Raw genomic sequence first — 24,925 nt, 5'->3', positions numbered from 1 at the left:
GGGGGCAGGCAGGATGCGGGGCATGCCGATCCGATCCGTCGCCGACCTGACCGCCGCCCTCGACGCCGGCCGGTCGGTGAGATACCTGCACTTCTGGGGGCACCGGCCGCAACGGGACGGCAGCGTCGGCGCCGGCTGCCTGAGCCAGTGGTGGCCGGCGGCGTTCACCGTGGACGGTCGGGAGTTCGCCACCGCCGAGCACTGGATGATGTGGCACAAGGCCACCCTCTTCGACGACCACGCGACGGCCGAGCGGGTGCTCGCCGCCACGCACCCGCACCGGGCCAAGGCGCTCGGCCGGCAGGTGCGCGACTTCGACGAGGCCGTCTGGGTGGCCCGCCGCCGGGAGGTCGTCGTGGCCGGCAGCGTGGCCAAGTTCGGCCAGCACGAGCCGTTGCGGCGGTTCCTGCTCGGCACCGGCGAGCGGGTGCTGGTCGAGGCGAGTCCGACGGACCGCGTCTGGGGCATCGGCCTGACCGCCGACGATCCGCGCGCCGCCGACCCGGCGACGTGGCGGGGCGAGAACCTGCTCGGTTTCGCCCTGATGGAGGCGCGCGAGCAGTTGGCGGGCCGGGCGTGACGACCGCCGGCCCGGTTCCGGCACCGGTTCCGGCACCGGGTGCGCACCCGACGGGGCCACTCGGCGGCCGGTGGGCCGGGTAACGTGCGCGTGGTGACCGCGTACTCGCACTGTTCCTTCTGCGGCGCGGCCTACCCGGCGGACGCCGGGTGGCCCCGCGTCTGTCCGGCCTGCGGCGAGACGGTGTGGCGCAACCCGCTGCCGGTGGCGGTGGCGGTGCTGCCGGTCCGCACGCCCGACGGGCTCGGCGTGGTGGTCGTCCGCCGCGACATCGAGCCGGCCCGCGGCCAGCTCGCGCTGCCCGGCGGCTACATCGAGCTCGGCGAGGAGTGGGAGGAGGCGCTGGTGCGGGAGCTGCGCGAGGAGACCGGGCTGCTCGCCGAGGCCGGCGAGGCGCGGCTGTTCGCGGTGCACGGCACGCCGGCCGGCGGCACCATGATGGTCTTCGGCGTGCTGCCCGAGCGGTCGGTCGGCGACCTGCCGCCGTCCGCGCCGACCGAGGAGGCCACCGAGTGGCTGGTGCTCACCGAGCCGGTCGAGCTGGCGTTCTCCACGCACACCCGGGTGCTCGCCGACTTCCTGGCGGGCCGGCGCCAGCACTGACCACGCCGGCGTCTCAACCCCGGGCCGGCACCGGCCGGGGTGCGAACGGCACGCCGACCGACGCCTCGACGGCCGGCTCGCCGGCCGGGTGCCGCCACAGGCCACGTCGGCGCAGGATCGGCAGCACGCCCTCGCCGAACCAGTACGCCTCCTCCAGGTGCGGGTGGCCGGAGAGGATGAACTCGTCGATGCCGAGCGCGTGGTAGTCGGCGATCCGGTCGGCGACCTCGGTGTGGCTGCCGACCAGCGCGGTGCCCGCGCCGCCCCGGACCAGCCCCACCCCGGCCCAGAGGTTGGGCGCGATCTCCAGCCGGTCGCGGGAGCCGCCGTGCAGGTCCAGCATCCGCCGCTGGCCCTCGGACTCGCTGCGCCGCAGCCCCTCCTGCACGGCCCGGATGTCGTCCTCGGCGATGCCGTCGAGCAGCCGGCGGGCCTGCGCCCACGCCTCGTCGGCGGTGTCCCGGCTGATCACGTGCAGCCGGATGCCGTAGCGCAGCTCGCGGCCGGCGGCGGTGGCCAACCCACGGATCCGGTCCAGCTTGTCGGCCACCTGCGCGGGCGGCTCGCCCCAGGTCAGGTAGACGTCGCTGTGCCGGGCGGCCACCGGCCCGGCGGCGGCGGACGACCCGCCGAAGTAGACCGGCGGCACCGGGTCGGGCAGCCGGCCCAGCCGGGCGCCGCAGACGCGGAGGTGGGCGCCGTCGTGGTCGACCGTCTCGCCGCGCCACAGCGCGCGCACCACGTGCAGGAACTCGTCGGTACGCGCGTACCGGGCGTCCTTGTCGAGGAAGTCGCCGTACGCCCGCTGTTCGGTGGACTCGCCGCCGGTGACCACGTTGAGCAGCAGCCGGCCGCCGGAGAGCCGCTGGAAGGTGGACGCCATCTGCGCGGCGAGCGTGGGTGAGAGCAGGCCCGGTCGGAACGCCACGAGGAACTTCAGCCGCTCGGTCACCTGGGTTAGCATGGCGGTGGTCAGCCAGGCGTCCTCGCACCACGCGCCGGTGGGGGTCAGCGCGCCGACGAAGCCGAGCTGTTCGGCGCTGCGGGCGATCTGGCCGAGGTAGGCCACGTCGGCCGGGCGGGCGCCCCCGGCGGTGCCCACCGGCACACCGTGCCCGCCGCCCACGATGTCCCGGCTGTCGCCGTAGGTCGGCAGGAACCAGTGGAAGGTGAGCGACATGGGGGCCTCCGGCGCGGGTCGGGCGGGCCGCCTCCTGAGGGGTGGGACGACCGCGCCAACAGACTACCCATAAAACCTATCGGGTTGGTAGGTTGCTGACGCCCGCCGACGTGCCGGGCCCCGCCCCTTCCGAGGAGTCGTCATGCGTACCCCGTCGAGACCCCGCCGCCGGGTGACCGCGCTGCTCACCACGCTCGTCCTGCTCGCCGCCGCGACGCTGACCGGCTGTGGCGGGGAGGCCGCCGACGCCCGCGACGGCGACGGCGGACCGCTGCGGATCGGCTACCAACGCTTCGGCGGGCTCAGCCTGGTCAAGGCGCGCGGCACCGCGAAGAACGTCACCTGGTCGCTGTTCGAGAGCGGCCCCGCGCTCACCGAGGCGCTCAAGGCCGGCTCCATCGACATCGGACAGGTGGGCGAGGCCCCGCCGGTCTTCGCCGCCGCCGGGAAGATCCCGTTCTCCGTGATCGGCACGTCCGAGCCCATCCCGCAGGGCGAGGCGGTGCTGGTCAGGGCGGACAGCCCGTACCGGAGCTTCGCCGACCTGCGCGGGCGGACGGTCGCGCTGAACAAGGGCTCCAACGTGCACTGGCTGCTGGTCAAGCTGCTGGAGGCGAACCGGATGACGCTCGCCGACCTCAACGTGAAGTACCTCAAGCCGGCCGAGGGACGACCCGCGTTCGACAACGGGCAGGTCGACGCGTGGATCATCTGGGACCCCTACTTCGCGCTGGCCGAGCGGCCCGGCGTGCGGGTACTCGCCGACGCCACCGGCCTGGCCGGCAACCGGGAGTACGTGCTGGCCGCGCCCGGCGCGGTGAAGAACCGCACGGACGACGTCCGGGCCTTCCTGGACACCTACCGTGGGACCACCGACTGGGGCATCGCCCACCCGGCGGAGCGGGCCGCCGTGCTCGCCCCGGAGCTGAAGATCCCGCTGGACGTGACCACCCGGGCACTGGCCCGCAGCGCCCGGCCGCTCGCCCCGGTCACCCCGGACATCGGCCGCGAGTTGCAGGCCATCGCGGACAGCTTCGTGGCGCTGAAGCTGGTGCCGGGACCGGTGGACATCGCCGGCCGGGTGGACGACCGGTTCACCGAGGCGTTCCGGTGACCGGCCCGGCGCTGGCCGAGGCGCCCGCCCCGGTCGTACCGTCGCCGGCGCCCCGACGACCACGGGCCCACACCGGCCGGCGGTGGTGGCGGCTGGTCAGCCCGGTCGCGCTGGTGGTCGCCTGGGAGGCCGCCGCGCGGACCGGCCTGCTCTCCGCGGAGAAGCTGCCGGCGCCGAGCACGGTGCTGGCCACCGGCGCGCGGCTGGCCGCCGACGGCACGCTCGGCACGCACCTGCTCGACTCGCTCACCCGCGCCGCGCTCGGCCTGCTCATCGGCGGCGGCCTGGCGCTGGCGCTCGGCGCCGCGGCCGGGCTGCTGCGCCTCGGCGACGACCTGGTCGACCCGCCGGTGCAGATGGCCCGGATGCTGCCGCACCTGGGCCTGGTCCCGCTGCTCATCATCTGGGTCGGCATCGGCGAGTCGCTGAAGGTCACGCTTGTCGCGCTCGGCGCGTTCTTCCCGATCTACTTCAACCTGTACGCTGGCATTCGCGACATCGACGAGCGTCTCGTCGAGGCGGCCCGCACCTGCGGACTCGGCGCGGCGGCCCGGCTCCGGCACGTGGTACTGCCGGGCGCGCTGCCCGCGCTCTTCCTCGGGCTACGGCTGGCCATCGGCGCGGCCTGGCTGAGCCTGGTCGTCGGCGAGCAGGTCAACGCCCAGACCGGCGTCGGTTTCCTGATGATGGAGGCCCGCGAGTTCAGCCAGACCGACGTGGTGGTGCTCGGCCTGCTCGTCTACGCGCTGCTGGGCCTGGCCTCGGACCTGCTCATCCGGTTCGCGGAACGGAGGACGCTGACGTGGCGACGCGGGCTGCGCGCGACCTGACCGGGCCGGTGCTCACCGCACGCGCGGTGACCCGGTCCTTCGGCCCCGCCGTGGTGCTGGCCGGGGTCGACCTCACCGTCGCCGCCGGGGAGACGGTGGCGCTGCTGGGCGGCAGCGGCTCCGGCAAGAGCACGCTGCTGCGGGTGCTGGCCGGGCTGGACGACGACGCGGGCGGCGAGCACGCGGTGCACGGCACCGCCGCGGTGGTGTTCCAGGAGCACCGGCTGCTGCCCTGGAAGCGGGTGGCCGACAACGTGGCGCTCGGCCTCATCGGGCCGGGCGTGGGCGACCGGGTCGGCCGCGCGCTGGCCGAGGTCGGGCTCGCCGACCGGGGCCGGGCCTGGCCGGCCGAGCTGTCCGGCGGCCAGGCGCAGCGCGTCGCGGTGGCGCGCGCGCTGGTCCGGGAGCCGGACCTGCTGCTGCTCGACGAGCCGTTCGGCGCGCTCGACGCGCTGACCCGGCTGCGCATGCAGGGGCTGCTGCGCCGGCTGCGCGCCCAGCACGGCTTCGCGGCGCTGCTGGTCACCCACGACGTGGAGGAGGCGCTGCTGCTCGCCGACCGCGTCCTGCTGCTCGACGGAGGCGTGATCGCCGAGGAGGTCCCGGTGGGCCTCGGCCCCGCCCCGAGCCCCGACGACCCGGCCCTCGGCGCGCTGCGCCGCCGGCTGCTCGACCGCCTCGGCGTACCCACCTCGTGACCATGATGGAGCACCGATGACCCGCTGGACCCCGGACCCGACGTTCTACCCCTCCCCCACGCTGGCCGCCGCCGCGCCGGCCGAGAAGCTGGCGTACGTGGCCGCGTTCGACCGCGCCGGCCGGCAACCGGACGCCATCGCGGTGCTGGACACCGACCCGGAGTCCGACACGTACGGCCGGGTGGTGGGCTGGACCGAGCTGCCGCACACCGGCGACGAGCTGCACCACTTCGGCTGGAACGCGTGCAGCAGCGCGCTCTGCCCGACCGCGCCGCACCCGCACGTGGAACGCCGCTACCTGATCGTGCCCGGCCTGCGCTCGTCCCGCATCCACGTGCTGGACACCAAACCGGACCCGCGCCGGCCCGAGCTGGTGAAGGTGATCGAGGCGAAGGAGCTGGCCGAGCGCGCCGGGTACTCCCGCCCGCACACCGTGCACTGCGGGCCGGACGGCATCTACGTCTCCGCGCTCGGCGGCGCCGACGGCGAGGAGGGGCCGGGCGGCATCGCGGTGCTCGACCACACCACGTTCGAGGTACGCGGCGCGTGGGAGGCCGACCGGGGACCGCAGTTCCTGGCGTACGACTTCTGGTGGCACTACACGCAGGACGTGCTGGTCACCAGCGAGTGGGGCACCCCGTCGATGATCGAGGACGGCATCGTCGGTGAGCTGCTGCTCGGTCGCCGCTACGGGCACGCGCTGCACTTCTGGGACCTGGCGAAGCGTCGGCACGTGCAACGCGTCGACCTCGGCGACGCGTACCAGATGGCGCTGGAGCTGCGCCCCGCGCACGACCCGACGAAGTCGTACGGCTTCGTCGGCGTGGTGATCAGCGTCGAGGACCTGTCCGCCTCGGTCTGGCTGTGGCACCGCGACGGCGACGCCTGGGCGGTGACCAAGGTGATCGACATCCCGGCCGAGCCGGCCGACGCGGCGGACCTGCCCGAGCTGCTCAAACCGTTCGGGGCGGTGCCGCCGCTGGTCACCGACATCGACCTGTCGGTGGACGACAGGTTCCTGCACGTCTCCTGCTGGGGCACCGGCGAGCTGATCCGCTACGACGTCAGCGACCCGTTCCACCCGGTGCGGGTCGGCTCGGTGCGCCTGGGCGGCATCGTCGACCGCACCCCGCACCCGGCGTTCCCGGACGAACCGCTGGCCGGCGGCCCGCAGATGGTGGAGATCAGCCGCGACGGCCGCCGCGTCTACGTCAGCAACTCGCTCTACGGGGCCTGGGACGACCAGTTCTATCCCGACGGCGTGGGCGCCTGGGTGGCGAAGCTGGACGTCGACGAGGAGCACGGTGGCCTCGTGCCGGACCCACGGTTCTTCCCGCGCGGCGAGGAGTTCCGCGGCCGGCGGGTGCACCAGACCCGGTTGCAGGGCGGCGACGCCTCGTCCGACTCGTACTGCTTCCCGTGACCGGCGCGACCTGGGCGGCGCTTGTCGGCCTCGGCGCGTTCCACGGCCTGAACCCGGCGATGGGCTGGCTGTTCGCGGTGGCCCGGGGCCTCCAGGAACGCCGTCGGGCCGCGCTGCTGGCCGCCCTGCCGCCGATCGCGGCCGGGCACGTGGCGTCGGTGGCGGTGGTCGCCGCGCTGGTCAGCGCCACCCGCTCGGTGACGGCCGGCACGGCGGTCGCGGTCGGCGGCGGGGTGCTGCTGGTCGGGTTCGGGCTGTGGCGGCTGCTGTCCGACAGGCACTTCCGCTGGGCCGGGATGCGGCTGTCGGCGGCCCAGCTCACCGCCTGGTCGTTCCTGATGTCGGCGGCGCACGGCGCGGGGTTGATGCTGCTGCCGGTGCTGCTCGCCGAGCCGGCGGTCGGCGCCGGCCCGCACGCCGGGCACCTGGCCGCCGCGCCGGCCGGCGCGCTGACCGGGCTCGCCGCGGCGGCCGTGCACACCGGGGCCATGCTCGGTGTCGCGCTGGCGGTCGCGCTGCTGGTGTACGAGGTGCTCGGCGTCGGCGTGCTGCGCCGGGCCTGGTTCAACGTCGACCGGCTGTGGGCCGGCGTGCTGGTGGCCGCCGGGCTGGTCACCCTGCTCGGCGCCGCCTGAGGGTCGCGTACGGCAGGCCCACGTCGACGACAGTCAACTCCTACTGATTCAATAGGAAAGGCAGTGTCGCCGAGTCCGGAGGTCCCCGTGAGCCTGTCCCCCACCGAAGCCGCCCACGACACCGAACGGAGCCGGCAGTGGCTCGCCGGTGCGGCCCGCGGCGACGGCGTCGACCGTGACGCGCTGCGGGAGCTCGGCGCCGCCATGGCCGCGGTCACCGCCGCCGCCGCGGAACGCGAGCCGGTCGCGGTGACCGCCGTCCCGGTCGGCGTCGACCCACCGATCGCCAAGCCGCTGCCGCCGGAGCTTTTGCGCCGGTTGGACACCAACGCCGAGATGCACTGGTCGGCGATGGCCGGTCAGGGATACGTGGTCCCGACCGACCGCTTCTTCGTCCGCAACCACACCGTCACCCCGCGACTCGACCCGGCCACCTGGCGGCTGTCGTTGTTCGGCGACGGGCTGCACGGCGCGCCGACCCGGACCGCGCCGGTGGAGTTCAGCCTCGACGAGCTGCGCCGGCTGCCGGCCGAGGAGAGCACCGCGCTTGTCGAGTGTGCCGGCAACGGGCGGCGGTTCTTCGCCACGCAGCAGGGCGAGCCGGCCCCGGGCGTGGCCTGGGGGCTGGGCGGTGTGGGCGTGGGCCGCTGGCGCGGCGTCCGGCTCGGCGTCGTGCTGCGCCGGGCCGGCCTGCGCGACGACGCGGTCGACGTGATGCCCGAGGGTTTGGACCCGCACTACGTCACCGGCGGAATCGACCTGGGCCGCGTCCGCCGGCCGCTGCCGGTCGCCAAGGCGCTCGACGACGTGCTGCTGGCGTACGAGATGAACGGCGCGCCGCTGCCGGCCGACCACGGCTTCCCGGTGCGGGTGGTGGTGCCCGGCTGGATCGGCATCTCCTCGATCAAGTGGGTGGGGCCGGTGGAGGTCTCCACCACGCCGCTGTTCTCACCCTGGAACACCCGGTTCTACCGGCTGTTCGGCCCCGGCCACCCGGACGGCGGCGCGGTGCTCGGCGCGCAGCCGGTGAAGAGCGCGTTCGAGCTGGCCTGGGACGCCCGGGTGCCGGCCGGCGAGGAGCTGCTGCTGCGCGGCCGGTCCTGGTCCGGCACCGGCCCGATCGAACGGGTCGAGGTGGACACCGGCGACGGGTGGCGCCCGGCCGACCTGGTGGCCGCCGACCGGGGCGGCCCCTGGCAGCGCTGGACCGCGCGCTGGCGTCCACCGGCCGCCGGCCGGCACACGCTGCGGGCCCGCGCCACCGACCGCACCGGCGCCGGCCAGCCCGACCGGGCCGAGCCGAACACGCTTGCCTACGCCTTCGACGCCGTGGTGGCGCACCCGGTCACGGCGTGCTGACGGTCAGGTAGCCGGGCGGGACGGTGTCGGTCAGCCACACCCCGTTCGCCGACCGGTAGAACAGGTAGCCGTGGTCGGCCATGGTGGCGGCGTCGACCGCGAGCACGACCACCGTGCCGGAACGCCGCGCGCCGACCCGCCGGGCCGTCGCCACGTCCGGCGACAGGTGTACGTGGTGTCGGCGTCCCCGCCGCAGCCCCTCGGCCCGGATCGCGTCCAGCACCTCGTCGGCGGTCCCGTGGTAGAGCCGGCCGGGCGGCGACGCCGGCGTCAGACCGAGGTCGACCGGGACCGAGTGGCCCTGGTTGGCGCGGATCCGGTCGGCCCCGTCCGGGCCGGGCTCCACCGCGAAGCGTCGCTTGTCGTTGCCGGCGACCACGGCGTCCAACTCGACGCGGCTGATCCGCATCGCGGCGAGCAGGTCGGTGACCGGCACCCAGCCGGCCCGGTCGAGCGTCAGGCCGAACCGGTCGGGACGGTGCCGCAACGCCAGCGACATCCGTCTGCTCATCCGAACCAGGTCACGGTGTTCCATCCGGACAGTGTGGGCGCTCGGCCGCGCCGCGTCGACCGGGTTCGACGGATGGCGGCCGGGTTCCGCGGACGGCGGCCGGGTTCCGCGGACGGCGGCGAGGGCTCAGCGGACGGCGGCCGACTTCGGGTCGGCCATCAGGCCGGCGGCGTCCACCACCTCGAAGTCGCTGCCGCGCAGGCGGTCCAGCGCGTGCAACGCGTCGTTGTCCCAGCGCGGATCCGGTGCGCCGGAGACGAACCAGGCCGAGCCGTGGTCGGCCACGATCAGCCCGTGGCGGCGCATCGCCTCGGCCACGATCCGGGCCTGCCGGGGCAGCCCGGACAGGTCGACCGAGCGCCTGAGCCGCAGCCGTTGACCGAGCTGCGGCAACGTGGGGTCGGTGACGGACGAGGCGGAGTGACCGGCCGGCCACGTCCAACCGGTCCGGGTACGCGGCACGGTCACCCGGATCGCGTGGTCGATCCGGCCGGCGGCCACCTCCTCGTAGCGGACCAGCCCGGCGAGCACGGACAGCCCGGCGGCATCGGCGGAGGTCCAGCCGGCCGGCCGCATCCGATTCGCCCGCAGGTCGAAGACCGCGCCCGAGCCGGCCCGCCAGCCGGCGCCGGAGCGGTGCGCGTCGAACAGTTCGTACGCGCGGCAGGCGGCCCGGTCCCAGACGATCACGTGCCGGTCGCCGGTGCCGGCCGGGCCGCCCTCGACCTGCGCGTCGGGCGGGATCGGGTACGGCCCCGGGTCGCTCTCGTCGGCGTACCCGAAGGTGATCGGGACCTTCCGCTGCCCGGCCGCGACGACGGTGACCGGGATGCCGATCGGCGCGCCCGCCCACCGCCCGGAGCCGAAGTCGGCGTGCACGGTCGCGCCGGCCCCGATCGCGCCGATCATCGCGCTGGACCGGGCGTGCACGGGCAGCCGGGAGACGTCGGCGTGCCAGACGTTGTCGGCCGGGAACACGGTGCACGGCCGGGTCGGGGCGCTCGGCCGGGCGCCGATCCCGGCCCGCGCGGCCGGCACGGGCGACGGCGCCGTCGAGGCGGACGGCCGGCCCGGCGTCACGCCGGCGGACCCGGGCGCGGCGGTGGACACGGCGGGATCGGGCCCGGACGCGGCGCAGCCGGCGGTCAGGAGGGCCAACACGACGACGGCGGCGTGGCGGGGGCGGGACATCCCGGCGATCCTGCCCGACCCGTGAGCTGGCGGTCAACGCTCGGCGGCCGGCTCGCCGGCGCCGGCCAGGTAACCGGCCGCCTGTAGTTCGAACAGCTGCCGGTAGGGGCCGTCGGCGGCCATCAGCGTGCCGTGGTCGCCCTGCTGGACGAGGCGGCCGTGGTCCAGCACGAAGATCCGGTCGGCGTGCCGCACGTTGGCCAGCCGGTGGGTGATCAGCACGACGGCCCGTTCCGGGTGCCGCCGCAGGTGCGCGAAGAGGGCGTGCTCGGCGCGTGCGTCCAGCGCGGCGGAGGGCTCGTCGCAGATCAGCAGCCGGGCGTCGCGGTAGAGGCTGCGGGCGGCCACCAGCCGCTGCCACTGCCCGCCCGACAGGTCCTGACCGTCCTTGAACTGCCGGTCCAGCAGCGTGTCGTACCCGAACGGCAGCTCGCTGATCATGTCGTGCGCGGCGGCGTCCCGGGCGGCGGCCTCCACGGTGGGACCGGGCCGTCCGCCCCGGTCGTGGCGACCGACCCGGATGTTCTGCCGGGCGGTGAACGGGAACTTCCACCAGTCCTGGCTCATCACCGCGACCTGGGCGGCGACCTGGCGCGGGTCCAGCTCGGCGATGTCCACCCCGTCCCAGCGGATGGTGCCGTCGGTGGGCCGGTAGAGGCCGGCGATCAGCTTGGCCAGCGTGGTCTTGCCGGAGCCGTTCTCCCCCACCAGCGCGACCACCTCGCCGCGCCGGACCGTGAGGCTGACCTCGTCGACGGCGACGCCCTCGGTGTCCGGGTACCGCAGGCTGACCCGGTCGAGCTCCAACCGGTCGAACCCGTCGACCGGCCGCTCGCCACCGGCCGGGACCCGCCGGTCGGCCCGGTCGAGGAAGTCCCGGTAGTCCTGGTAGTAGAGGGCGTCCTCGTAGAGCGAGTTGGTGGCGAAGATCGCGGTGCGCAGGCTGCCACGCGCGGACTGGAGGGCGAGCAGCGCGGTGGCCGCCGCCGCGAGCGCCACCACGCCTCCCATGAGCAACGCGCCCAGCACCAGGTAGAGCCCGAACGTGGCGATTCCGGTGACGGACAGGCCGACACCCCGGGTGATCGTCTGAGCCCGGGCCAGGCGCAGCTCGGCCCGGGTCTCCAGACGCGTCATCAGGCGGTACTCCGAGAGCAGGAAGTCGCGCATCTGGTAGGCGCGGATCTCGGCCGCCGTGTGCCGGTTGGCCATCAGGTCGGCGAGCATCCACTTGCGGCGGCGCCGGGTGATCCGGGCGAGCCAGTCGACGTGCTGCCGGCGGGCCATCCGCACCGCCGTCACCGCCTCCGGGGCGGCGGCGACGAGCAGACAGGGCAGCAGCGACGGGTGGATGACGGCCACCGCGACGGCGGTGGCCACCACCCCCACCACGCCGGTGACCAGGTTGACCGTGTCGTCGACCAGGGACCCGGCCTCGGCCAGCCCACGGTCGCGGGCACGGTCCATCTCCTCGGCGAAACCGGCGTCGTCGAAAGCGGCCAGCTCGACCGCGGAGGTGGTCTCGAACAGCCGCCGCTCCACCGCGTAGTTGATCTGTGGGATGAGCCGGGCCTGCGCCCATCCGGCCGCGACGGTCAGCGCGCCCCGGGTGGTGACGGCCGCCGCGGCCAGCACCAGGGCGGGCAGCGCCGCCCGGATCCGGGCCGGCGTCGGGCCGGCCGCGAAAAGCTGCTGGAGCACACCCGTGGTGGCGAGCAGGCCGAGCGTGGTGAGCACCCCGGCGGCCACGTTGAGGCCGAGCGACGCCGTGGTGTCCCGGCGGCTGGTCGTCCAGGCCAGGCCGACCGCCTCGCGGACCAGCGCGGGCAGCCGGCGGGCCACCGACCAGAAGCCGGTGTGGGCCAGCTCGGTGGCCCGGTGCATCCAGTGCGGATCGACCAGCTCCGGCAGCGCCGACTCACCGGCCGGCTCGTCCGGGTCGGACGGGGGACGAGGGTGGACCACTCGGGGCATGGCACCTCCCACACGGGGACCGGGCAGCAGGATATTACGTTCGGCGATCGACGGGTGTCAGCCGGTGACCGGCGTGTCGAACGGACGTGCCAGGCTCGGGTCGGGCTCGACGCCGGGTGGGACACGCCCAGCAGGTGGGGCGATGCCGGGTCGCGTCGCGGTGACCGGCCCCGGATGGCAGGCTGGTGGGGTCGCCGGCGAAAACCCGCCGACCGCCCCGTCGTGAAGGAGAAGATCGACCCGATGGCTGTGGACGTCACCACCACCGACGAATGGCAGGCGCTGCGCAAGCACGCCGAGGCGATGCGCGCCACCCACCTGCGCGACCTCTTCGCCGCCGACGGGCAGCGGGGCGAGCGGCTCACCGGCGAGGTCGCCGACCTGCACGTGGACTACAGCAAGAACCTGGTCACCGACGAGACGGTCGCGCTGCTCACCGCGCTCGCCGAACGGGTCGGCCTCGCCGAGAGGATCGCGGCCATGTTCGCCGGCCGGCACATCAACGTCACCGAGGACCGGGCCGTGCTGCACACCGCGCTGCGCCTGCCCCGGGACGCCACGCTGCACGTGGACGGCCAGGACGTCGTCGCCGACGTGCACGCCGTGCTGGACCGGATGTCGGCGTTCGCCGACCGGGTACGCTCCGGCGGGTGGCGCGGCCACACCGGTGAGCGGATCACCACCGTGGTCAACATCGGCATCGGCGGCTCCGACCTGGGGCCGGTGATGGCGTACGAGGCGTTGAAGGCGTACCGGGACGCGGGGATCTCCTGCCGGTTCGTGTCCAACATCGACCCGACCGACATCCACGACAAGACCGCCGACCTGGACCCGGCGCGCACGCTGTTCGTGGTGGTCTCGAAGACGTTCTCCACCCAGGAGACGCTGGCCAACGCCGACCAGGCACGGCGTTGGCTGCTCGCCGGGCTGGACGCGGACGACGACGCGGTCGCCCGGCACTTCGTCGCGGTCAGCACCAACGAGCAGCGGGTCCGCGACTTCGGCATCGACCCGGAGAACATGTTCGGCTTCTGGGACTGGGTGGGCGGGCGGTACTCGCTGCCCTCGGCGGTCGGGCTGTCGGTGATGCTGGCGATCGGCCCGGACCGGTTCCGCGAGATGCTGGCCGGCTACCACGCCGTCGACGAGCACTTCCGCTCGACTCCGGTGGAGCGCAACGTGCCGGCGCTGCTCGGCCTGCTCAACGTGTGGTATTCGGACTTCCTCGGCGCGGAGACCCACGCCGTGCTCCCCTACGCGCAGTACCTGCACCGGTTCCCGGCCTACCTCCAGCAGCTCACCATGGAGAGCAACGGCAAGTCGGTACGCGTCGACGGCTCCCCGGTGACGTACCCGACCGGGGAGATCTTCTGGGGCGAGCCCGGCACCAACGGTCAGCACGCCTTCTACCAGCTCATCCACCAGGGCACCCGGCTGATCCCGGCGGACTTCATCGCGTTCAGCCGGCCCAACCACGACCTGGGCGACATGCACGACCTGTTCATGTCGAACTTCTTCGCCCAGACCGCCGCGCTGGCGTTCGGGCGCACCCGGGAGCAGGTGGAGGCCGAGGGCACCGCGGCCGACGTGGTGCCGCACCGGGTGATGGCGGGCAACCACCCGACCACCTCCATCCTGGCCCCGAAGCTCACCCCGGCGACGCTGGGCCAGCTCATCGCGCTCTACGAGCACATCGTCTTCACCGAGGCCGCGGTCTGGGACATCAACGCCTTCGACCAGTGGGGGGTGGAACTGGGCAAGGTGATGGCCAACCAGCTCGCCCCGAAGCTCACCGGAGCCGCCCCGGATCTGACCGAGGTGGACACCTCGACCGCGGAGCTGATCGGCCGTTACCGCGCCGAGCGCGGCCGGAGCTGACCTCCGCCGACGCCCGGGTGGCCCGACCGCCCGGGCGTCGTCGTGACCTGCGACGACGCGTGCCCGCCATTCGGTTGCCCGAATTGCTCGACTGCTTACTCCCCGACAGTCGCCACATTTACCCGCGTCTCACCTTGACCCCGCGCCTCGGCCGCCGCAACCATGGATGAGCCGACGTCGATTCATCTTTCGACGACGGCGCGGCGGGCCACCTGAGCAGTGGGGCGCCGGTTCGCAACGGGGGCTCGACGGGGAAAGTCTTTTTCGCACGTCACCGATCCGGACAGCATTCCGGACGTGCTGGCGCGCACCCATTTCCCCGCACCCGTGATCCGTTGCGGAAACGGCATTGCCGCCGCCATTCGACAGCGGATCACGACGGGGGAAATCGTGGATCAGATCCTGTACTGGAACGAGGTGGCCCTGGAGGCGAACCGGGTCACCCACACCACCGGCGACGTCACCGAGGCGCAGTCGCAGGGGCCGGTGGGCAGCGCCCGCGCGCTGGCCATCGTCCACCTGGCCATGCACGACGCGTACGTCGGTGTCACCGGGGCGTACGAGCCGTGGCTGGGCGACCGGCTGCCGGAGCCACCCGCCGACGCGGACCCGGACAGCGCCGTGGCGGCTGCGGCCCGGACCACGCTGGCCGTCCTGCACCCGGCACAGCGGGCGTTCTTCGAGGCCCGGCACCTCGCCGCCGGCCTGGTCGCCGGCAAGCACGACGCGGCCGGGCACGCCTACGGTAGACGGGTCGCCGAGGAGGTGCTGCGCCGGCGGGCCGGCGACCCCGGTCTCGGTGACGACGGCTACGTGCCGTCCCCGGCGCGCCCGCACCACCGCGTCGACCCGGACAACCCGGGGCAGGGCTACCACGCGCCCTTCTACGGCGCGCGGTCACGCTGCTTCGCGGTGACCACCCGGCACCAGCTCGACGCACCGCCGCGCCCGGGCGACCGGGCGTACGAGCGGGCGCTGCGCCAGGTGCGGGGCAAGGGCGTCGCGCCGCACCTGGCCGGCGCGCTGCCGGACCGGCTGCCGCGCCGGACCGCCGCCGAGACCGCCGTCGGGCTGTTCTGGGCCTACGACGGCGCGCGTGGCATCGGCACCCCGCCCCGGTTCTACAACCAGATCGTCCGGGCCGTGGCCCGGGCCCAGGGCCACGACACGGCCCGCAACGCGCGACTCTTCGCGCTCGTCAACGCCGCGATGGCCGACGCCGGCATCCTCTGCTGGGCGGAGAAGTACCGCCACGACCTGTGGCGACCGGTGCTCGGCATCCGGGAGCACGACAGCTCACTGGGGCCGACCGGCACCGGTGACGACGCGCTCGACCCGGCCGGCGACATCGGCTGGCTGCCGCTCGGCGCGCCGAACACCAACAGCGTCGGGCAGAAAAACCGGACGCCGAACTTCCCGGCCTACCCCTCCGGCCACGCCACGTTCGGCGCGGCGGCGTTGCAGACGGTGCGCCAGTTCCACGGGCGCGGCGGGCGCGGCCCGGACGACCTCGCCGACGGGCTGGAGTTCGTCTCCGACGAGCTGAACGGCGTCAGCGTGGACAACACCGGCACGGTCCGGCCGCGCTGGGCCCGCCGCTTCCCGGACGGGCTGTGGCAGATGATCGAGGAGAACGGCCTGAGCCGCGTCTATCTGGGCGTGCACTGGTCGTTCGACGCGTTCGCGCTCGACGACGACGGCCGGGTCGACCTCGGGCAGAACGTCGGCGGGGTGCGCCTCGGCCTGGAGGTGGCCGACGACCTCGCCGCGCACGGTTTGCGCGCCGACGCCGCCGCCGGCCCGGTCGGGCCCTGAGCGGCAGCGGCCCGGTCGAGCCCTGAGCGGCAGCGGCCCGGTCGAGCGCTGAGCGGCAGCGGCCCGGTCGAGCCCTGAGCGGCAGCGGCCCGGTCGAGCCATGAAGCGGCAACGGCCCGGTCGAGCCATGAAGCGGCAACGGCCCGGTCAAGCCGTGAACGGCGGCGGCCGGGACGCGCCCCGAAGCCGCGGCGGTCGCTCGGACCGCCGCTCGAACGGCCGTCGTGCCGCGCGCCACGGGGGTGCGCGCGGCACGGCGGCGCCGGCGGGTCGGGCCGGGCGGCTCCCGGGTCGGGCGCGCGGTGCGGACGACCCGCGCGACGGGGCCGGTGGCGCCCCGTGCCCTCGGCCGAGGACACGGGCGGCGCCTGTCGCCGGGCGTCGGTCGGCCCGGCCGGTCAGAGGCGCAGCAGGTCGGCCCGGCCAGCCAGAGGCGCAGCAGGTCGGCGTGGGCGGTCAGGGACGCAGCAGGTCGGCGTGGGCGGCACGGAGCCGGGTGAGGGTCGCGTCGCCGGCCGGCGCGCGCCGGTCCAGCTCGGCCCACGCCTCGGCGAGCGCGTCGGTGAGGGCCCGCAGCTCGGCGGCGTGCCGCCGGCTGGACTGCCGGTGCAGCTCCTCCAGGCGACGGGCCCAGCCGGCGCTGATCGCGGCGATCCGCTCCGCGTCGGCCCGGGCCTGGGCCCCGGTGCGGGCGGCCGGGGCGGGCACGATCGCGGCGATCGGGCGGGGGTCGCCGTCACGCGTGACGACGGTGACGGTGTCGGTCAGCTCGGCGAGGGAGACGAGTTGGGTGAGCCGGGTGCGGACCTCGCGCAGCGGCAGGGCGCGCGGCTGGGGGGACCGGTCGGCCAGTGCGGGGACAGCCATGGACACATGTTGACGTCCGGGTACGACAAGAACCGTTCTCAGGCCGTCCATTCCGGCGCCAGCACCGACCAGACCTCCATGTCCGCCCGGCCCTCCGGCACCGGCGCGGCGTCCCGGAGCACCCCGTCGCGGCGCATGCCGAGCCGGCGGGCGACCGCGATGCTGCGCTCGTTGCCGGCCCGGGTCACCCACTCGACACGGTGGATGCCGCGCTCCCGGACCGCCCAGTCGATGACCACCCGGGCGGCCCGGGTGACCAGGCCCTGGCCCTCCGCGTCCGCCTCCAGCCAGCAGCCGGCCTCACAGACGCCGCGAGCGGTGCTCAGCGACACCAGCAGCACGCCACCGACGAGCGTGCCGCGCTGCCAGATGCCCCAGATCCCGCCGTCGTCGCGGGCCCACCGGTCCGCGTACGCCTGGAGGACCCGGCGGGCCGACTCGGCGTCGGTGGCCACGAAGGACGCGCCGACCCAGGGCGCGATGTGCTCCCGGCAGCGGTCGAGGTTGGCGAGGAACTCGTCGGCGTGCCAGGGCTGCAACGGTCGCAGCTCGGCGTCGTCGGTCAGGGCAAGCGCGAACATCCGTGCAACCTACCGGCCCACCGCGCGGTCCCGCCCGCCGATTTCGCCGCTCACTGTCGCATCTCGTACGCGCCGGCCAGGTCGGCCACCCGCTGCCACGTCCGGGCGCTGCGATCGGCGTCGACCACCGGGCGGCGGATGTGGGCGAGCGCCCAGGCGGCCTGCTCGTCGGTGGTGGCCGGTTTGCCGTGCAGCTCGGTGGCGTAGCCGGAGAAGTCCCGGACCAGCAGGTCGAAGATCTCGTCGAGCAGGTCCGGGTCGAGACCGGTCAGCTCCGCCTGCTCCAGGACGAGCTGACCGTAGACCACGAGCGCGAAGAGCTGGCCGATGGTGAGCAGGAAGTCCAGGTCGCGCTGCTGCGTCTCGTCCGGCGCGTGCGTGGCGAGCAGCGTGACCAGCCCGTCGGCCTGTTCCCGGAACCGGGCCACGTTGGGCAGGTGGGCGTGCGCGTCGTAGGCGGCGCGCCAGTCGTGGAACCGGATCGCGCCGAGGCCACGTGCCGGGCCCTGCCGGAACAGGAACGTGTCGTCGGCCGCGTCCCGCCGGGTCGGCACCGCCGGGTGTTCGGTGGGTCGGAACAGGTAGTTGGGCATGAACTTGAGGATCAGCGCCAGGTTGACGTGGACGGTGCCCTCCAGCTTCGGCAGGCCGCGGATGTCCTTGGCGGCCTTGTCGAAGTAGGTGTCGGCCTCGAAGCCCTTGGCGGCGATGACGTCCCAGAGCAGGTCGATCACCTTCTCGCCCTCGGTGGTGACCTTCATCTTGGTCATCGGGTTGAACAGCAGGTACCGGCGGTCGTCCGGGCCGGCCGAGCGGAAGTAGTCGACCGCCCGGTCGCTGAACAGCTTCATCGCCACCAGCCGGGCGTACGCGTCGGTCAACTCGCGGCGCACGTGCGGGAAGTCGGTGACCCGCCGGCCGTACAGCACCCGGCCGTGGGCGTGGCTGACCGCCTCGTACATGGCGTGCTCGCAGATGCCGACGGACGCGGTGCAGAGGTTGAACTTGCCGACGTTGACCGTGTTCAGCGCGGCGTCGAACGCGGCCGGCCCGGTGTGCAGCACGTCCTCGGCGCGCACCGGGTAGTCCGCCAGCCGGAACTCGGAGACGTACATCTGGGCGGCGACCACGTTGCGGACCAGCCGGTACGCCGGGTGCCGGCTGTCGGCGGCGAAGAACACGTACCCCTCGGGGCCCTCGACGTCGGCGCGCCGGCCGAAGACCGAGACCAGCCCGGCGACGTTGCCGTTGCCGATGTAGTACTTGCCGCCGGTGGCCCGGAAACCACCCGCGCCGTCGGGGGTGAGCAGCATGTCGGTGGCGTAGATGTCGGCGCCGTGCGGACGCTCGGAGAGGCCGAACGCCATCACGTGCCCCTGGTCGAGCAGCTCGGCGGCACGGGCCCGGGCGGCGGCGTTGCCGCTCTGCCACACCGGCCCGAGGCCGAGCACGGTGACCTGCCAGGTGTACCAGTAGCCGAGCCCGTAGAAGCCGAGGATCTCGCTGAGCGCGGCGTTGCGGGCGGTGTCCCAGCGCTTGTCGGCGTCGTCGCCGCCGTCGGCGGACGGGGTGAGGAACGTGGCGAAGAGGCGTTCCCGGGCGGCGAAGTCGAGGAAGTCGGCGTACCACTCGCGGGCGTGGTAACTGTCGACCAGGGCGCGCTTGCCCCGGGTCTCGAACCAGTCGATGGTGGCGCGCAGCAGCCGCCGCGAGGTCTCGTCGAGGTCGGCGGGGTCGTAGTGGTGCGGATGGAACAGCAGCGGGTCGCTCACGCGGGGGGCCTTTCCGGGTCGAGGTCGCGGAGGGTGGCCAGGACGTCGTCCAGCCAGGTCAGCACCATCCGCTCGTACGCGATGCCGCCGCGCAGCACCACGTGCTGCAACGCCGCCCGGGCGTCGGGTGCGGCGGAGCCGAAGTCGCGGCGCTCGCCGGCCAGGTAGCCGGCGAGGACGGTCTCGTGGTCGCCGCGGTAGCGCTCGACCTCGGCGACCAGGAGCGCGCGCCCGGCCGCGTCGTCGAACGCGGCGCCCCGGATCTTGACGGCCAGTTCGTGCCGGACCGCCTCCGGGCGCACCGGAGCGTGCAGCCAGCCGACCAGCGCGGCCCGGCCGGTCGGGGTGACCGACCAGAGCTTCTTGTCCGGCAAGCCCTCCTGACCGATCTCCTCACCGGTGATCCGGTCGTCCTCGGCGAGTTGCTTGAGGACCCGGTAGATCTGCTGGTGCGTGGCGGTCCAGAAGCGCCCGATCGAGCGGTCGAAGCGACGGGCCAGCTCGTAGCCGGAGGCGGGTTGCTCCAACAGCGAGACGAGGATGGCGTGCTCCAGCGACATGCCGGCCATCATGCTATGCACTTTGTTGCATAGCAACACCTAGCCCGGCAGGCACTCCCGCACGGCCGCGAACTGCGCCACGGTCAGGTAGGACGGGTTCGCCGCCTGCGGCTGCCGGAAGACCTCCGCGCCGGCCAGCCGGGGGTCGGCGCGCAGCACGTCACGACGCACCCGCAGCGGCTCGTCGAGGACGGTCAGGTCCAGCGGCAGCGTCCACGGCCCGCCCGGCTCCCCCGGCTGCGGCTCGCCGGCCACCCGACCCAGACCCCACACGCCGTACGGGAGTCGGCCCCGGCTGCCGCTGGCCCAGAACACCACCGGCTGGCCGGCGCGCATCAGGCGGATCCGGTAGCCGGGACGCACACACCAGCCGGTCACGGTCGGGTCGGCGGCGAAGCGGGCGGCCAGGTCCGTCTTCTCCGCGTTGCCCTTGATCAGCCAGGCGCCGAGATCGTCGAGGGTCACCCGCGGGGAGGTCATCCGGCCATTCTGCGTCCCGGTGGCCGGAGCCGCCCGGTAAGGCGCGGCCGTGAGGGTGGTCATAACGGCTGGACGACCGGCGCACCGGTGCTGCTAGCCTTTCGGCAGGTCATGAGCGCCAGCGTCAAGCCCCGGCTCGCTGGCCGGCAACCCTCCGCCACGGTGGGGTGCTCCGGGTGAGGACCAGGCGCCGGCCGCAGTCGGCGCAAGCGTGGCCTGGCACCCAGGTCAGCACCGACGGACCAGGGAGACCCATGTTCGCACCACCCCCCATCCGGACCGGCCCCGCGCTGGTCAGGCGTCGCCACGTCGACCTGATGCGGGTGTGCAGCGACCGCTGTCGCGACGCGCGCTGAGCGACCGCTCCACCCTTTCCGATCCACCCTTCCGGCTCCGCCGTGCCTGGCGGCGCCGGCACCGGCACGCGTCCCGCGTGTTCGTCCACTCTGGAGAGACATCGTGCGTATCCGTACCGCCCTGACCCGCGTCGCCGCGCTCGGCGCCGCCGCCGTGCTCGCCGCCACCGCGCTGACCGCCTGCGGCGGGTCGGCCGACGACGCGGCCGACAACCCGTACGGCCTGCGGCAACCCGGTGTGATCCGGGCCGGCACGCTCACCGACGCCCCGCCGAACGTCTTCCTCAAGGACGGCGAGTTCACCGGCTTCGACAACGACCTGCTGCGCGCCGTCGCCGGGAAGGTCGGCCTGCGGGTGGAGTTCGTCGGCACCGACTTCTCCGCGCTGCTCGCCCAGGTCAACAACCGCAAGTTCGACGTGGGCAGCTCCTCGATCACGGTCACCGAGGCGCGGAAGAAGACCGTCGACTTCGGCAACGGCTACGACTTCGGCTACTTCGGCCTGGACGTGCCGGCCGGCTCCGCGATCACCGGCTTCGACCAGCTCGCCGGCAAGCGCGTGGTGGTGGTCCAGGGCACCGTGCAGGACGACTTCGCCACCAGGGAGAAGCTGAACCCGGTGCGGGTGCCCGACTACAACGGCGCGGTCAACCAGCTCAAGGCCGGCACCGCCGACGCCTGGATCGCGCCCGCCGAGATCGGCGACAAGTCCGCGGCCGACAGCGCCGGCAAGATCAAGGTCGCGGCGAAGCAGCTCAGCCCCGCGCCGACCGCGTACGCGGTGGCGAAGGGCAACGACAGACTGCGCGAGGCGCTGGACAAGGGCCTCGACCAGGTGATCGCCGACGGCACCTGGAGCCGCCTCCAGGAGCGGTACTACCCGGGGCGGCCGATCCCGGCCGACTTCACCCCCGGCAGCGGATCGGTCGCCGTGCCGTCGCCGTCGGCGGCCTCCTGAGTCGGTAACCGGGCACGAGCGGGACGGACGGAGCGGACATGGATCCACTGAGCACCCTCTGGGAGACGTTCTTCGACTGGGGGTCGATGCGCGAGGCGCTGCCCGAGATGCTGACCGTCGGGCTGCCGAACACGCTGGTCCTGGCCGCCTCCGCCGCCCTGCTCGGCTCGGTGCTGGGCATGCTGCTGGCGGTCGCCGGCATCTCGCGTACCCGATGGTTGCGGTGGCCGGCCCGGGTCTACACCGACGTGTTCCGCGGCCTGCCGGCCGCGGCCACCATCCTGCTCATCGGCGTCGGCCTCGCGCCGCTGGGCATGGAGGTGTGGGGCCCGAACCCCTACCCGCTGGGCGTGCTGGCGCTGTCGCTCATCGCCGCCGCCTACCTCGGCGAGATCTTCCGGGCCGGCATTCTGAGCGTGGAGACCGCCCAGTTGGAGGGCGCCCGGGCGCTCGGCTTCTCCTGGGCCGAGTCGATGCGGCTGGTGATCATCCCGCAGGGCGTACGCCGGGTGCTGCCCGCCTGGGTCAACCAGCTCATCGCGTTGATCAAGGACTCCAGCCTGGTCTACTTCCTCGGCCTGCTGGCCAGCCAGCGGGAGCTGTTCCGGATCGGGCAGGACTACGCGGCGAACACCGGTAACCAGTCCGCGCTGCTGCTGGCCGGCCTCTGCTACCTGCTGCTGACCGTGCCGCTGACGCACGCGGTCAACTGGCTGGACCGGCGGCTGCGCCAGGGCCGCCCGGCCGCCCCGCCGCCCGAGCCCGACACCGACCTGACGCCGGCCGGCGTCACCCCGACCGGAAGGGACCCACGATGAGCACCGGCACCGTCACCTCGGTCAGTCTCGCCGTCCGCGACGTGCACCTGGCCTTCGGCGCGCACCGGGTGCTGCGCGGCGCGGACCTGGACGTGGCCCGGGGCGGCGCCGCCTGCGTGATCGGACCGTCCGGCTCCGGAAAGTCCACGCTGCTGCGCACGATCAACCGGCTGATCGAGCCGGACCGGGGCGACGTGCTGCTGGACGGACGCAGCGTGCTGCGCGACGACCCGGACGCGCTGCGGCAACGCGTCGGCATGGTGTTCCAGCAGTTCAACCTCTTCCCACACCTGAGCGTGCTGCGCAACGTCACGCTGGCGCTGCGGAAGCTGAAGGTGCTCGACCGGGACGAGGCGGAGGCGGTGGCCCGCGCCCAACTCGACCTGGTCGGGCTCGCCGCGAAGGCCGACGCCCGGCCGGCGCAGCTCTCCGGCGGCCAGCAGCAACGCGTCGCCATCGCCCGCGCGCTCGCGCTGCGCCCGCAGGTGATGCTCTTCGACGAGGCCACCTCGGCGCTGGACCCGGAGCTGGTCAAGGGCGTGCTCGCGGTGATGGCCGACCTCGCCGCCGCCGGCATGACCATGGTGGTGGTCACGCACGAGATGGGCTTCGCCCGCACCGTCGCCGACACGGTCGCGTTCATGGACGCCGGCCGGGTGCTGGAGGCCGGGCCGCCGGCCGCCGTGTTCGAGGCCCCCGAACACCCCCGGTTGCGGCGGTTCCTGTCCCAGGTGCTCTGATCAGCCCTTGACCGCGCCGATCAGCACCCCCTTGATGAAGTGCCGCTGGATGAACGGGTAGACCGCGACGATCGGCGCGACGGTCAGCACCACCACCGCCATCTTGATCGCCTCGGTCGGCGGCATGGTCACCCCGCTGGCCGCGCCGGAGGTGTGCGGCGCCTGCCCGGCCAGCAGGTAGCTCTGCAACACCCGCTGGATCGGGTACATGTCGTTGCGGTCGATGAACAGCAGCGCGTCGAACCAGACGTTCCAGTAGCTGACCGCGTAGAAGAGACCGACCACGGCGATCACCGCACGGGACAACGGCAGCACGATGCGGCCCAGCGTCCGGAAGTCGCTGGCCCCGTCGATACGCGCGCTGTCCAGCAGTTCCTGCGGGATGCCCTGGAAGAAGCCGCGCACCACCACCAGGTTGAACACGCTGATCGCGGACGGCAGCACCAGCGCCCAGATGGTGTCCTTGAGCCCGAGCCCGGTGACCACCAGGTAGCGGGGCACGAGCGGCGGGTAGACCAGGAACGGGATCAGGAAGTACGCCAGCAGCCAGCGGTGCCCCACCGTGCCCGGCCGGGACAGACCGTACGCGGCCAGCACGGTGACGGTCAGCGCGATCGCGGTGCCGCAGACGGTGACCAGCGTGCTGATCCACAGCGCCCGGGTGACCGCGCCGCCGGCGAAGATGGTGGCGTAGGCCGAGGTGTCGATGCCCCTCGGCACCACCACCAGGCCGCCCGCGTCGGCGATCGTCCGGCGCGACGAGAGGCTGGTCACCAGCACCACCCAGAGCGGGAAGAGGACGCCGAGCACCAGCAGGGTGAGCAGGGTGGCCTTGAGCGCCTGACCGACGCGGGTGGGGGGTTCCTCCCACACCGGGCGGTGGGGCCGCGCACGCGGCGGCCGTCGGATGGTCACGGTCATGACTTCGAGTAGATCCCTCGTTCGCCGAGCAGGTGCGCCACCCGGTTCGCGGCCAGGATCAGCACCAGGCCGACGACGGCCTTGAACAGGCCGGCCGCCGCGCCGTAGCCGTAGTTCCCGGTGGCGATGGAGAAGTGGTAGACGAAGGTGTCGAGCACCTCGGCGGCCTGCCGGCCGACCGCGTCGCGTTGCAGCAGGAACTGTTCGAAGCCGACCGAGAGCGCGTCACCGAGGCGCAGGATCAGCAGCAGCACGATCACCGGGCGCAGGCCGGGCAGCGTGATGTGCCAGAGCCGCCGCCACCGGCCGGCGCCGTCCGCCGCGGCGGCCTCGTAGAGGCTCTGGTCGATGGTGGACAGCGCGGCGAGGAACACGATGGTGCCCCAGCCCACGTCCTTCCAGACCGCCTCGGCGGTGACCAGGACGATGAACGTGTCCGGGTTGGTCATCACGTTCCACGGCTGCATGCCGGCGTCGCGCATGGTCTGGGCCAGCAGCCCCGCGCCGCCGAGCATGGCGACGAAGAAACTGATCACCAGCACCCAGCTGAAGAAGTGCGGCAGGTAGACGACGGTCTGGACGAGGCCGCGCAGCCGGCTGGAGAGCAGGTTGTGCAGCATGACCGCGAGCAGGATCGGCAGCGGGAAGAAAAACACGAGCTGGAACGCGGTGATGGCGAGCGTGTTGCGGAACGCGTCCCAGAACGCCGGGTCGTCGAAGAGGAGCTGGAACTGGCCGAAGCCGATCCAGTTGCTGTGCGTGAACGCCTGCCACGGATTGTCGCCCAGGTACGGGTTGTAGTCCTGGAACGCGATGACGTTGCCGGCGATCGGCAGGTAACTGAAGACCAGCAGCACCAGGAAGCCGGGCGCCACCATGGCGAGCAACTGCCAGTCGCGGCGCAGCCGGCTGCGCAGTGGCACCCGGCGACGGTGGGGCGGTCGGCGGCGGGCCGGTGCGGCCGGCTCGTCGGGGGGGGGGCGGGGGGGGCCCCCCCCCCCCGCCCGCCCCCGCGGGGCGGCGCCCGGGGGCGGCGGGGGGGGGGCCCGCTGTGGGGGTTAACCCCCCCCCTGTGCGTGCA

Annotated in this window: 24 protein-coding genes and 1 riboswitch; of the genes, 13 read left to right on the top strand and 11 right to left on the bottom strand. The window is 74.0% G+C overall.

The features are described 5' to 3' along the window. Positions 1–22: 22 nt before the first annotated feature. Both ACIA6B_RS18765 and ACIA6B_RS18760 read left to right on the top strand, forming a co-directional pair. Complete coding sequence (locus tag ACIA6B_RS18765) at positions 23–580, top strand: NADAR family protein (RefSeq protein ID WP_396774839.1); 558 nt, start codon at positions 23–25, stop codon at positions 578–580. A 93-nt stretch (positions 581–673) separates the two neighbouring features. Next, positions 674–1,183, top strand: a complete 510-nt coding sequence (locus ACIA6B_RS18760) for an NUDIX domain-containing protein (protein ID WP_396774837.1) — start codon at positions 674–676, stop codon at positions 1,181–1,183. 13 nt (positions 1,184–1,196) lie between these two features. Here ACIA6B_RS18760 and ACIA6B_RS18755 read toward each other — a convergent pair whose 3' ends face one another. Continuing rightward, on the bottom strand, positions 1,197–2,363 hold the full coding sequence (locus ACIA6B_RS18755; protein ID WP_396774836.1) for an LLM class flavin-dependent oxidoreductase: 1,167 nt from the start codon (positions 2,361–2,363) through the stop codon (positions 1,197–1,199). A gap of 142 nt (positions 2,364–2,505) precedes the next feature. Between ACIA6B_RS18755 and ACIA6B_RS18750 the strand changes: the two genes are divergently transcribed. The 6 genes from ACIA6B_RS18750 (at position 2,506) to ACIA6B_RS18725 (ending at position 8,422) form a co-directional block, all read left to right on the top strand. After that, positions 2,506–3,477: an aliphatic sulfonate ABC transporter substrate-binding protein gene (locus ACIA6B_RS18750; RefSeq protein ID WP_396774834.1), complete on the top strand. Its 972-nt coding sequence runs from the start codon at positions 2,506–2,508 to the stop codon at positions 3,475–3,477. Next, complete coding sequence (locus tag ACIA6B_RS18745) at positions 3,474–4,307, top strand: ABC transporter permease (RefSeq protein WP_396774832.1); 834 nt, start codon at positions 3,474–3,476, stop codon at positions 4,305–4,307. Before ACIA6B_RS18750 ends, ACIA6B_RS18745 begins: the two co-directional genes overlap by 4 nt. After that, entirely contained in the window at positions 4,280–5,005 is a 726-nt protein-coding gene (locus ACIA6B_RS18740) for an ABC transporter ATP-binding protein (protein ID WP_396774830.1), read from the top strand. Before ACIA6B_RS18745 ends, ACIA6B_RS18740 begins: the two co-directional genes overlap by 28 nt. A 16-nt stretch (positions 5,006–5,021) precedes the next feature. Beyond that, positions 5,022–6,428 carry a selenium-binding protein SBP56-related protein gene (locus ACIA6B_RS18735; RefSeq protein ID WP_396774827.1) on the top strand — a complete coding sequence of 469 codons (1,407 nt, stop codon included), beginning with the start codon at positions 5,022–5,024 and terminating at the stop codon, positions 6,426–6,428. Then, complete coding sequence (locus ACIA6B_RS18730) at positions 6,425–7,063, top strand: hypothetical protein (RefSeq protein WP_396774825.1); 639 nt, start codon at positions 6,425–6,427, stop codon at positions 7,061–7,063. Before ACIA6B_RS18735 ends, ACIA6B_RS18730 begins: the two co-directional genes overlap by 4 nt. A gap of 87 nt (positions 7,064–7,150) precedes the next feature. Beyond that, positions 7,151–8,422: a molybdopterin-dependent oxidoreductase gene (locus ACIA6B_RS18725; protein WP_396774823.1), complete on the top strand. Its 1,272-nt coding sequence runs from the start codon at positions 7,151–7,153 to the stop codon at positions 8,420–8,422. On the opposite strand, the gene ACIA6B_RS18720 is transcribed toward ACIA6B_RS18725, so the two are convergent. The 3 genes from ACIA6B_RS18720 to ACIA6B_RS18710 form a co-directional block, all read right to left on the bottom strand. Next, positions 8,409–8,957 carry an RNA 2'-phosphotransferase gene (locus ACIA6B_RS18720; protein ID WP_396774822.1) on the bottom strand — a complete coding sequence of 183 codons (549 nt, stop codon included), beginning with the start codon at positions 8,955–8,957 and terminating at the stop codon, positions 8,409–8,411. The two genes, ACIA6B_RS18725 and ACIA6B_RS18720, sit on opposite strands and share 14 nt — an antisense overlap. A gap of 102 nt (positions 8,958–9,059) precedes the next feature. Beyond that, positions 9,060–10,124 carry a hypothetical protein gene (locus ACIA6B_RS18715; protein WP_396774820.1) on the bottom strand — a complete coding sequence of 355 codons (1,065 nt, stop codon included), beginning with the start codon at positions 10,122–10,124 and terminating at the stop codon, positions 9,060–9,062. A 33-nt stretch (positions 10,125–10,157) separates the two neighbouring features. Next, complete coding sequence (locus ACIA6B_RS18710) at positions 10,158–12,098, bottom strand: ABC transporter ATP-binding protein (protein ID WP_396774818.1); 1,941 nt, start codon at positions 12,096–12,098, stop codon at positions 10,158–10,160. Between the two features lie 243 nt (positions 12,099–12,341). Here ACIA6B_RS18710 and pgi point away from each other — a divergent pair, with 243 nt between their 5' ends. Both pgi and ACIA6B_RS18700 read left to right on the top strand, forming a co-directional pair. Continuing rightward, complete coding sequence (gene pgi / locus ACIA6B_RS18705; protein ID WP_396775069.1) at positions 12,342–13,976, top strand: glucose-6-phosphate isomerase; 1,635 nt, start codon at positions 12,342–12,344, stop codon at positions 13,974–13,976. Positions 13,977–14,366: 390 nt separating this feature from the next. Next, on the top strand, positions 14,367–15,791 hold the full coding sequence (locus ACIA6B_RS18700) for a hypothetical protein (protein ID WP_396774816.1): 1,425 nt from the start codon (positions 14,367–14,369) through the stop codon (positions 15,789–15,791). 456 nt (positions 15,792–16,247) lie between these two features. On the opposite strand, the gene ACIA6B_RS18695 is transcribed toward ACIA6B_RS18700, so the two are convergent. Genes ACIA6B_RS18695 through ACIA6B_RS18675 form a run of 5 tightly spaced genes read right to left on the bottom strand, consistent with a single transcriptional unit; the run spans position 16,248 to position 20,051 of the window. Beyond that, positions 16,248–16,658, bottom strand: a complete 411-nt coding sequence (locus ACIA6B_RS18695) for a type II toxin-antitoxin system Phd/YefM family antitoxin (protein ID WP_396774814.1) — start codon at positions 16,656–16,658, stop codon at positions 16,248–16,250. A gap of 38 nt (positions 16,659–16,696) precedes the next feature. Next, on the bottom strand, positions 16,697–17,239 hold the full coding sequence (locus ACIA6B_RS18690) for a GNAT family N-acetyltransferase (RefSeq protein ID WP_107157374.1): 543 nt from the start codon (positions 17,237–17,239) through the stop codon (positions 16,697–16,699). A 50-nt stretch (positions 17,240–17,289) separates the two neighbouring features. Beyond that, a complete protein-coding gene (locus ACIA6B_RS18685; protein ID WP_396774812.1) occupies positions 17,290–19,011 on the bottom strand; it encodes an acyl-CoA dehydrogenase family protein in 1,722 nt (573 codons plus the stop codon). Next, entirely contained in the window at positions 19,008–19,571 is a 564-nt protein-coding gene (locus ACIA6B_RS18680) for a PadR family transcriptional regulator (protein ID WP_396774810.1), read from the bottom strand. Before ACIA6B_RS18680 ends, ACIA6B_RS18685 begins: the two co-directional genes overlap by 4 nt. A gap of 39 nt (positions 19,572–19,610) precedes the next feature. Next, complete coding sequence (locus ACIA6B_RS18675; protein ID WP_396774808.1) at positions 19,611–20,051, bottom strand: hypothetical protein; 441 nt, start codon at positions 20,049–20,051, stop codon at positions 19,611–19,613. Positions 20,052–20,158: 107 nt separating this feature from the next. After that, positions 20,159–20,269, top strand: a riboswitch (SAM riboswitch). Positions 20,270–20,510: 241 nt separating this feature from the next. On the opposite strand from ACIA6B_RS18675, the gene ACIA6B_RS18670 reads away from it, so the two are divergent. Genes ACIA6B_RS18670 through ACIA6B_RS18660 form a run of 3 tightly spaced genes read left to right on the top strand, consistent with a single transcriptional unit; the run spans position 20,511 to position 22,923 of the window. After that, a complete protein-coding gene (locus tag ACIA6B_RS18670; protein ID WP_396774805.1) occupies positions 20,511–21,365 on the top strand; it encodes an ABC transporter substrate-binding protein in 855 nt (284 codons plus the stop codon). A 38-nt stretch (positions 21,366–21,403) separates the two neighbouring features. Then, complete coding sequence (locus ACIA6B_RS18665; protein WP_396774803.1) at positions 21,404–22,183, top strand: amino acid ABC transporter permease; 780 nt, start codon at positions 21,404–21,406, stop codon at positions 22,181–22,183. Beyond that, a complete protein-coding gene (locus tag ACIA6B_RS18660) occupies positions 22,180–22,923 on the top strand; it encodes an amino acid ABC transporter ATP-binding protein (RefSeq protein WP_396774801.1) in 744 nt (247 codons plus the stop codon). The genes ACIA6B_RS18665 and ACIA6B_RS18660 overlap by 4 nt, the downstream gene beginning before the upstream one ends. On the opposite strand, the gene ACIA6B_RS18655 is transcribed toward ACIA6B_RS18660, so the two are convergent. Together ACIA6B_RS18655 and ACIA6B_RS18650 are read right to left on the bottom strand one after the other, a co-directional pair. Continuing rightward, the gene (locus ACIA6B_RS18655; RefSeq protein ID WP_396774799.1) at positions 22,924–23,844 is read right to left on the bottom strand and encodes a carbohydrate ABC transporter permease; all 921 of its coding nucleotides are present in this window, start codon (positions 23,842–23,844) and stop codon (positions 22,924–22,926) included. After that, positions 23,841–24,767: an ABC transporter permease gene (locus tag ACIA6B_RS18650; RefSeq protein ID WP_396774797.1), complete on the bottom strand. Its 927-nt coding sequence runs from the start codon at positions 24,765–24,767 to the stop codon at positions 23,841–23,843. The genes ACIA6B_RS18655 and ACIA6B_RS18650 overlap by 4 nt, the downstream gene beginning before the upstream one ends. Positions 24,768–24,925: the final 158 nt, after the last annotated feature.

The sequence above is a fragment of the Micromonospora sp. NPDC051141 genome, assembly GCF_044455765.1.
Lineage (GTDB): Bacteria > Actinomycetota > Actinomycetes > Mycobacteriales > Micromonosporaceae > Micromonospora.
Note: the sequence above shows the minus strand (reverse complement) of the source record. Positions and strands in the feature narration are given on the sequence as shown.

What these genes read in the sequence shown, in the direction of transcription:
- ACIA6B_RS18695 (WP_396774814.1), bottom strand. Translation starts at nt 16,658, where the DNA reads ATGGCTGTCCCCGCACTGGCCGACCGGTCCCCCCAGCCGCGCGCCCTG.
- ACIA6B_RS18690 (WP_107157374.1), bottom strand. Translation starts at nt 17,239, where the DNA reads ATGTTCGCGCTTGCCCTGACCGACGACGCCGAGCTGCGACCGTTGCAG.
- ACIA6B_RS18660 (WP_396774801.1), top strand. Translation starts at nt 22,180, where the DNA reads ATGAGCACCGGCACCGTCACCTCGGTCAGTCTCGCCGTCCGCGACGTG.
- ACIA6B_RS18755 (WP_396774836.1), bottom strand. Translation starts at nt 2,363, where the DNA reads ATGTCGCTCACCTTCCACTGGTTCCTGCCGACCTACGGCGACAGCCGG.
- ACIA6B_RS18665 (WP_396774803.1), top strand. Translation starts at nt 21,404, where the DNA reads ATGGATCCACTGAGCACCCTCTGGGAGACGTTCTTCGACTGGGGGTCG.
- ACIA6B_RS18710 (WP_396774818.1), bottom strand. Translation starts at nt 12,098, where the DNA reads ATGCCCCGAGTGGTCCACCCTCGTCCCCCGTCCGACCCGGACGAGCCG.
- ACIA6B_RS18720 (WP_396774822.1), bottom strand. Translation starts at nt 8,957, where the DNA reads ATGGAACACCGTGACCTGGTTCGGATGAGCAGACGGATGTCGCTGGCG.
- ACIA6B_RS18735 (WP_396774827.1), top strand. Translation starts at nt 5,022, where the DNA reads ATGACCCGCTGGACCCCGGACCCGACGTTCTACCCCTCCCCCACGCTG.
- ACIA6B_RS18750 (WP_396774834.1), top strand. Translation starts at nt 2,506, where the DNA reads ATGCGTACCCCGTCGAGACCCCGCCGCCGGGTGACCGCGCTGCTCACC.
- ACIA6B_RS18715 (WP_396774820.1), bottom strand. Translation starts at nt 10,124, where the DNA reads ATGTCCCGCCCCCGCCACGCCGCCGTCGTCGTGTTGGCCCTCCTGACC.
- pgi (WP_396775069.1), top strand. Translation starts at nt 12,342, where the DNA reads ATGGCTGTGGACGTCACCACCACCGACGAATGGCAGGCGCTGCGCAAG.
- ACIA6B_RS18680 (WP_396774810.1), bottom strand. Translation starts at nt 19,571, where the DNA reads ATGTCGCTGGAGCACGCCATCCTCGTCTCGCTGTTGGAGCAACCCGCC.
- ACIA6B_RS18765 (WP_396774839.1), top strand. Translation starts at nt 23, where the DNA reads ATGCCGATCCGATCCGTCGCCGACCTGACCGCCGCCCTCGACGCCGGC.
- ACIA6B_RS18675 (WP_396774808.1), bottom strand. Translation starts at nt 20,051, where the DNA reads ATGACCTCCCCGCGGGTGACCCTCGACGATCTCGGCGCCTGGCTGATC.
- ACIA6B_RS18655 (WP_396774799.1), bottom strand. Translation starts at nt 23,844, where the DNA reads ATGACCGTGACCATCCGACGGCCGCCGCGTGCGCGGCCCCACCGCCCG.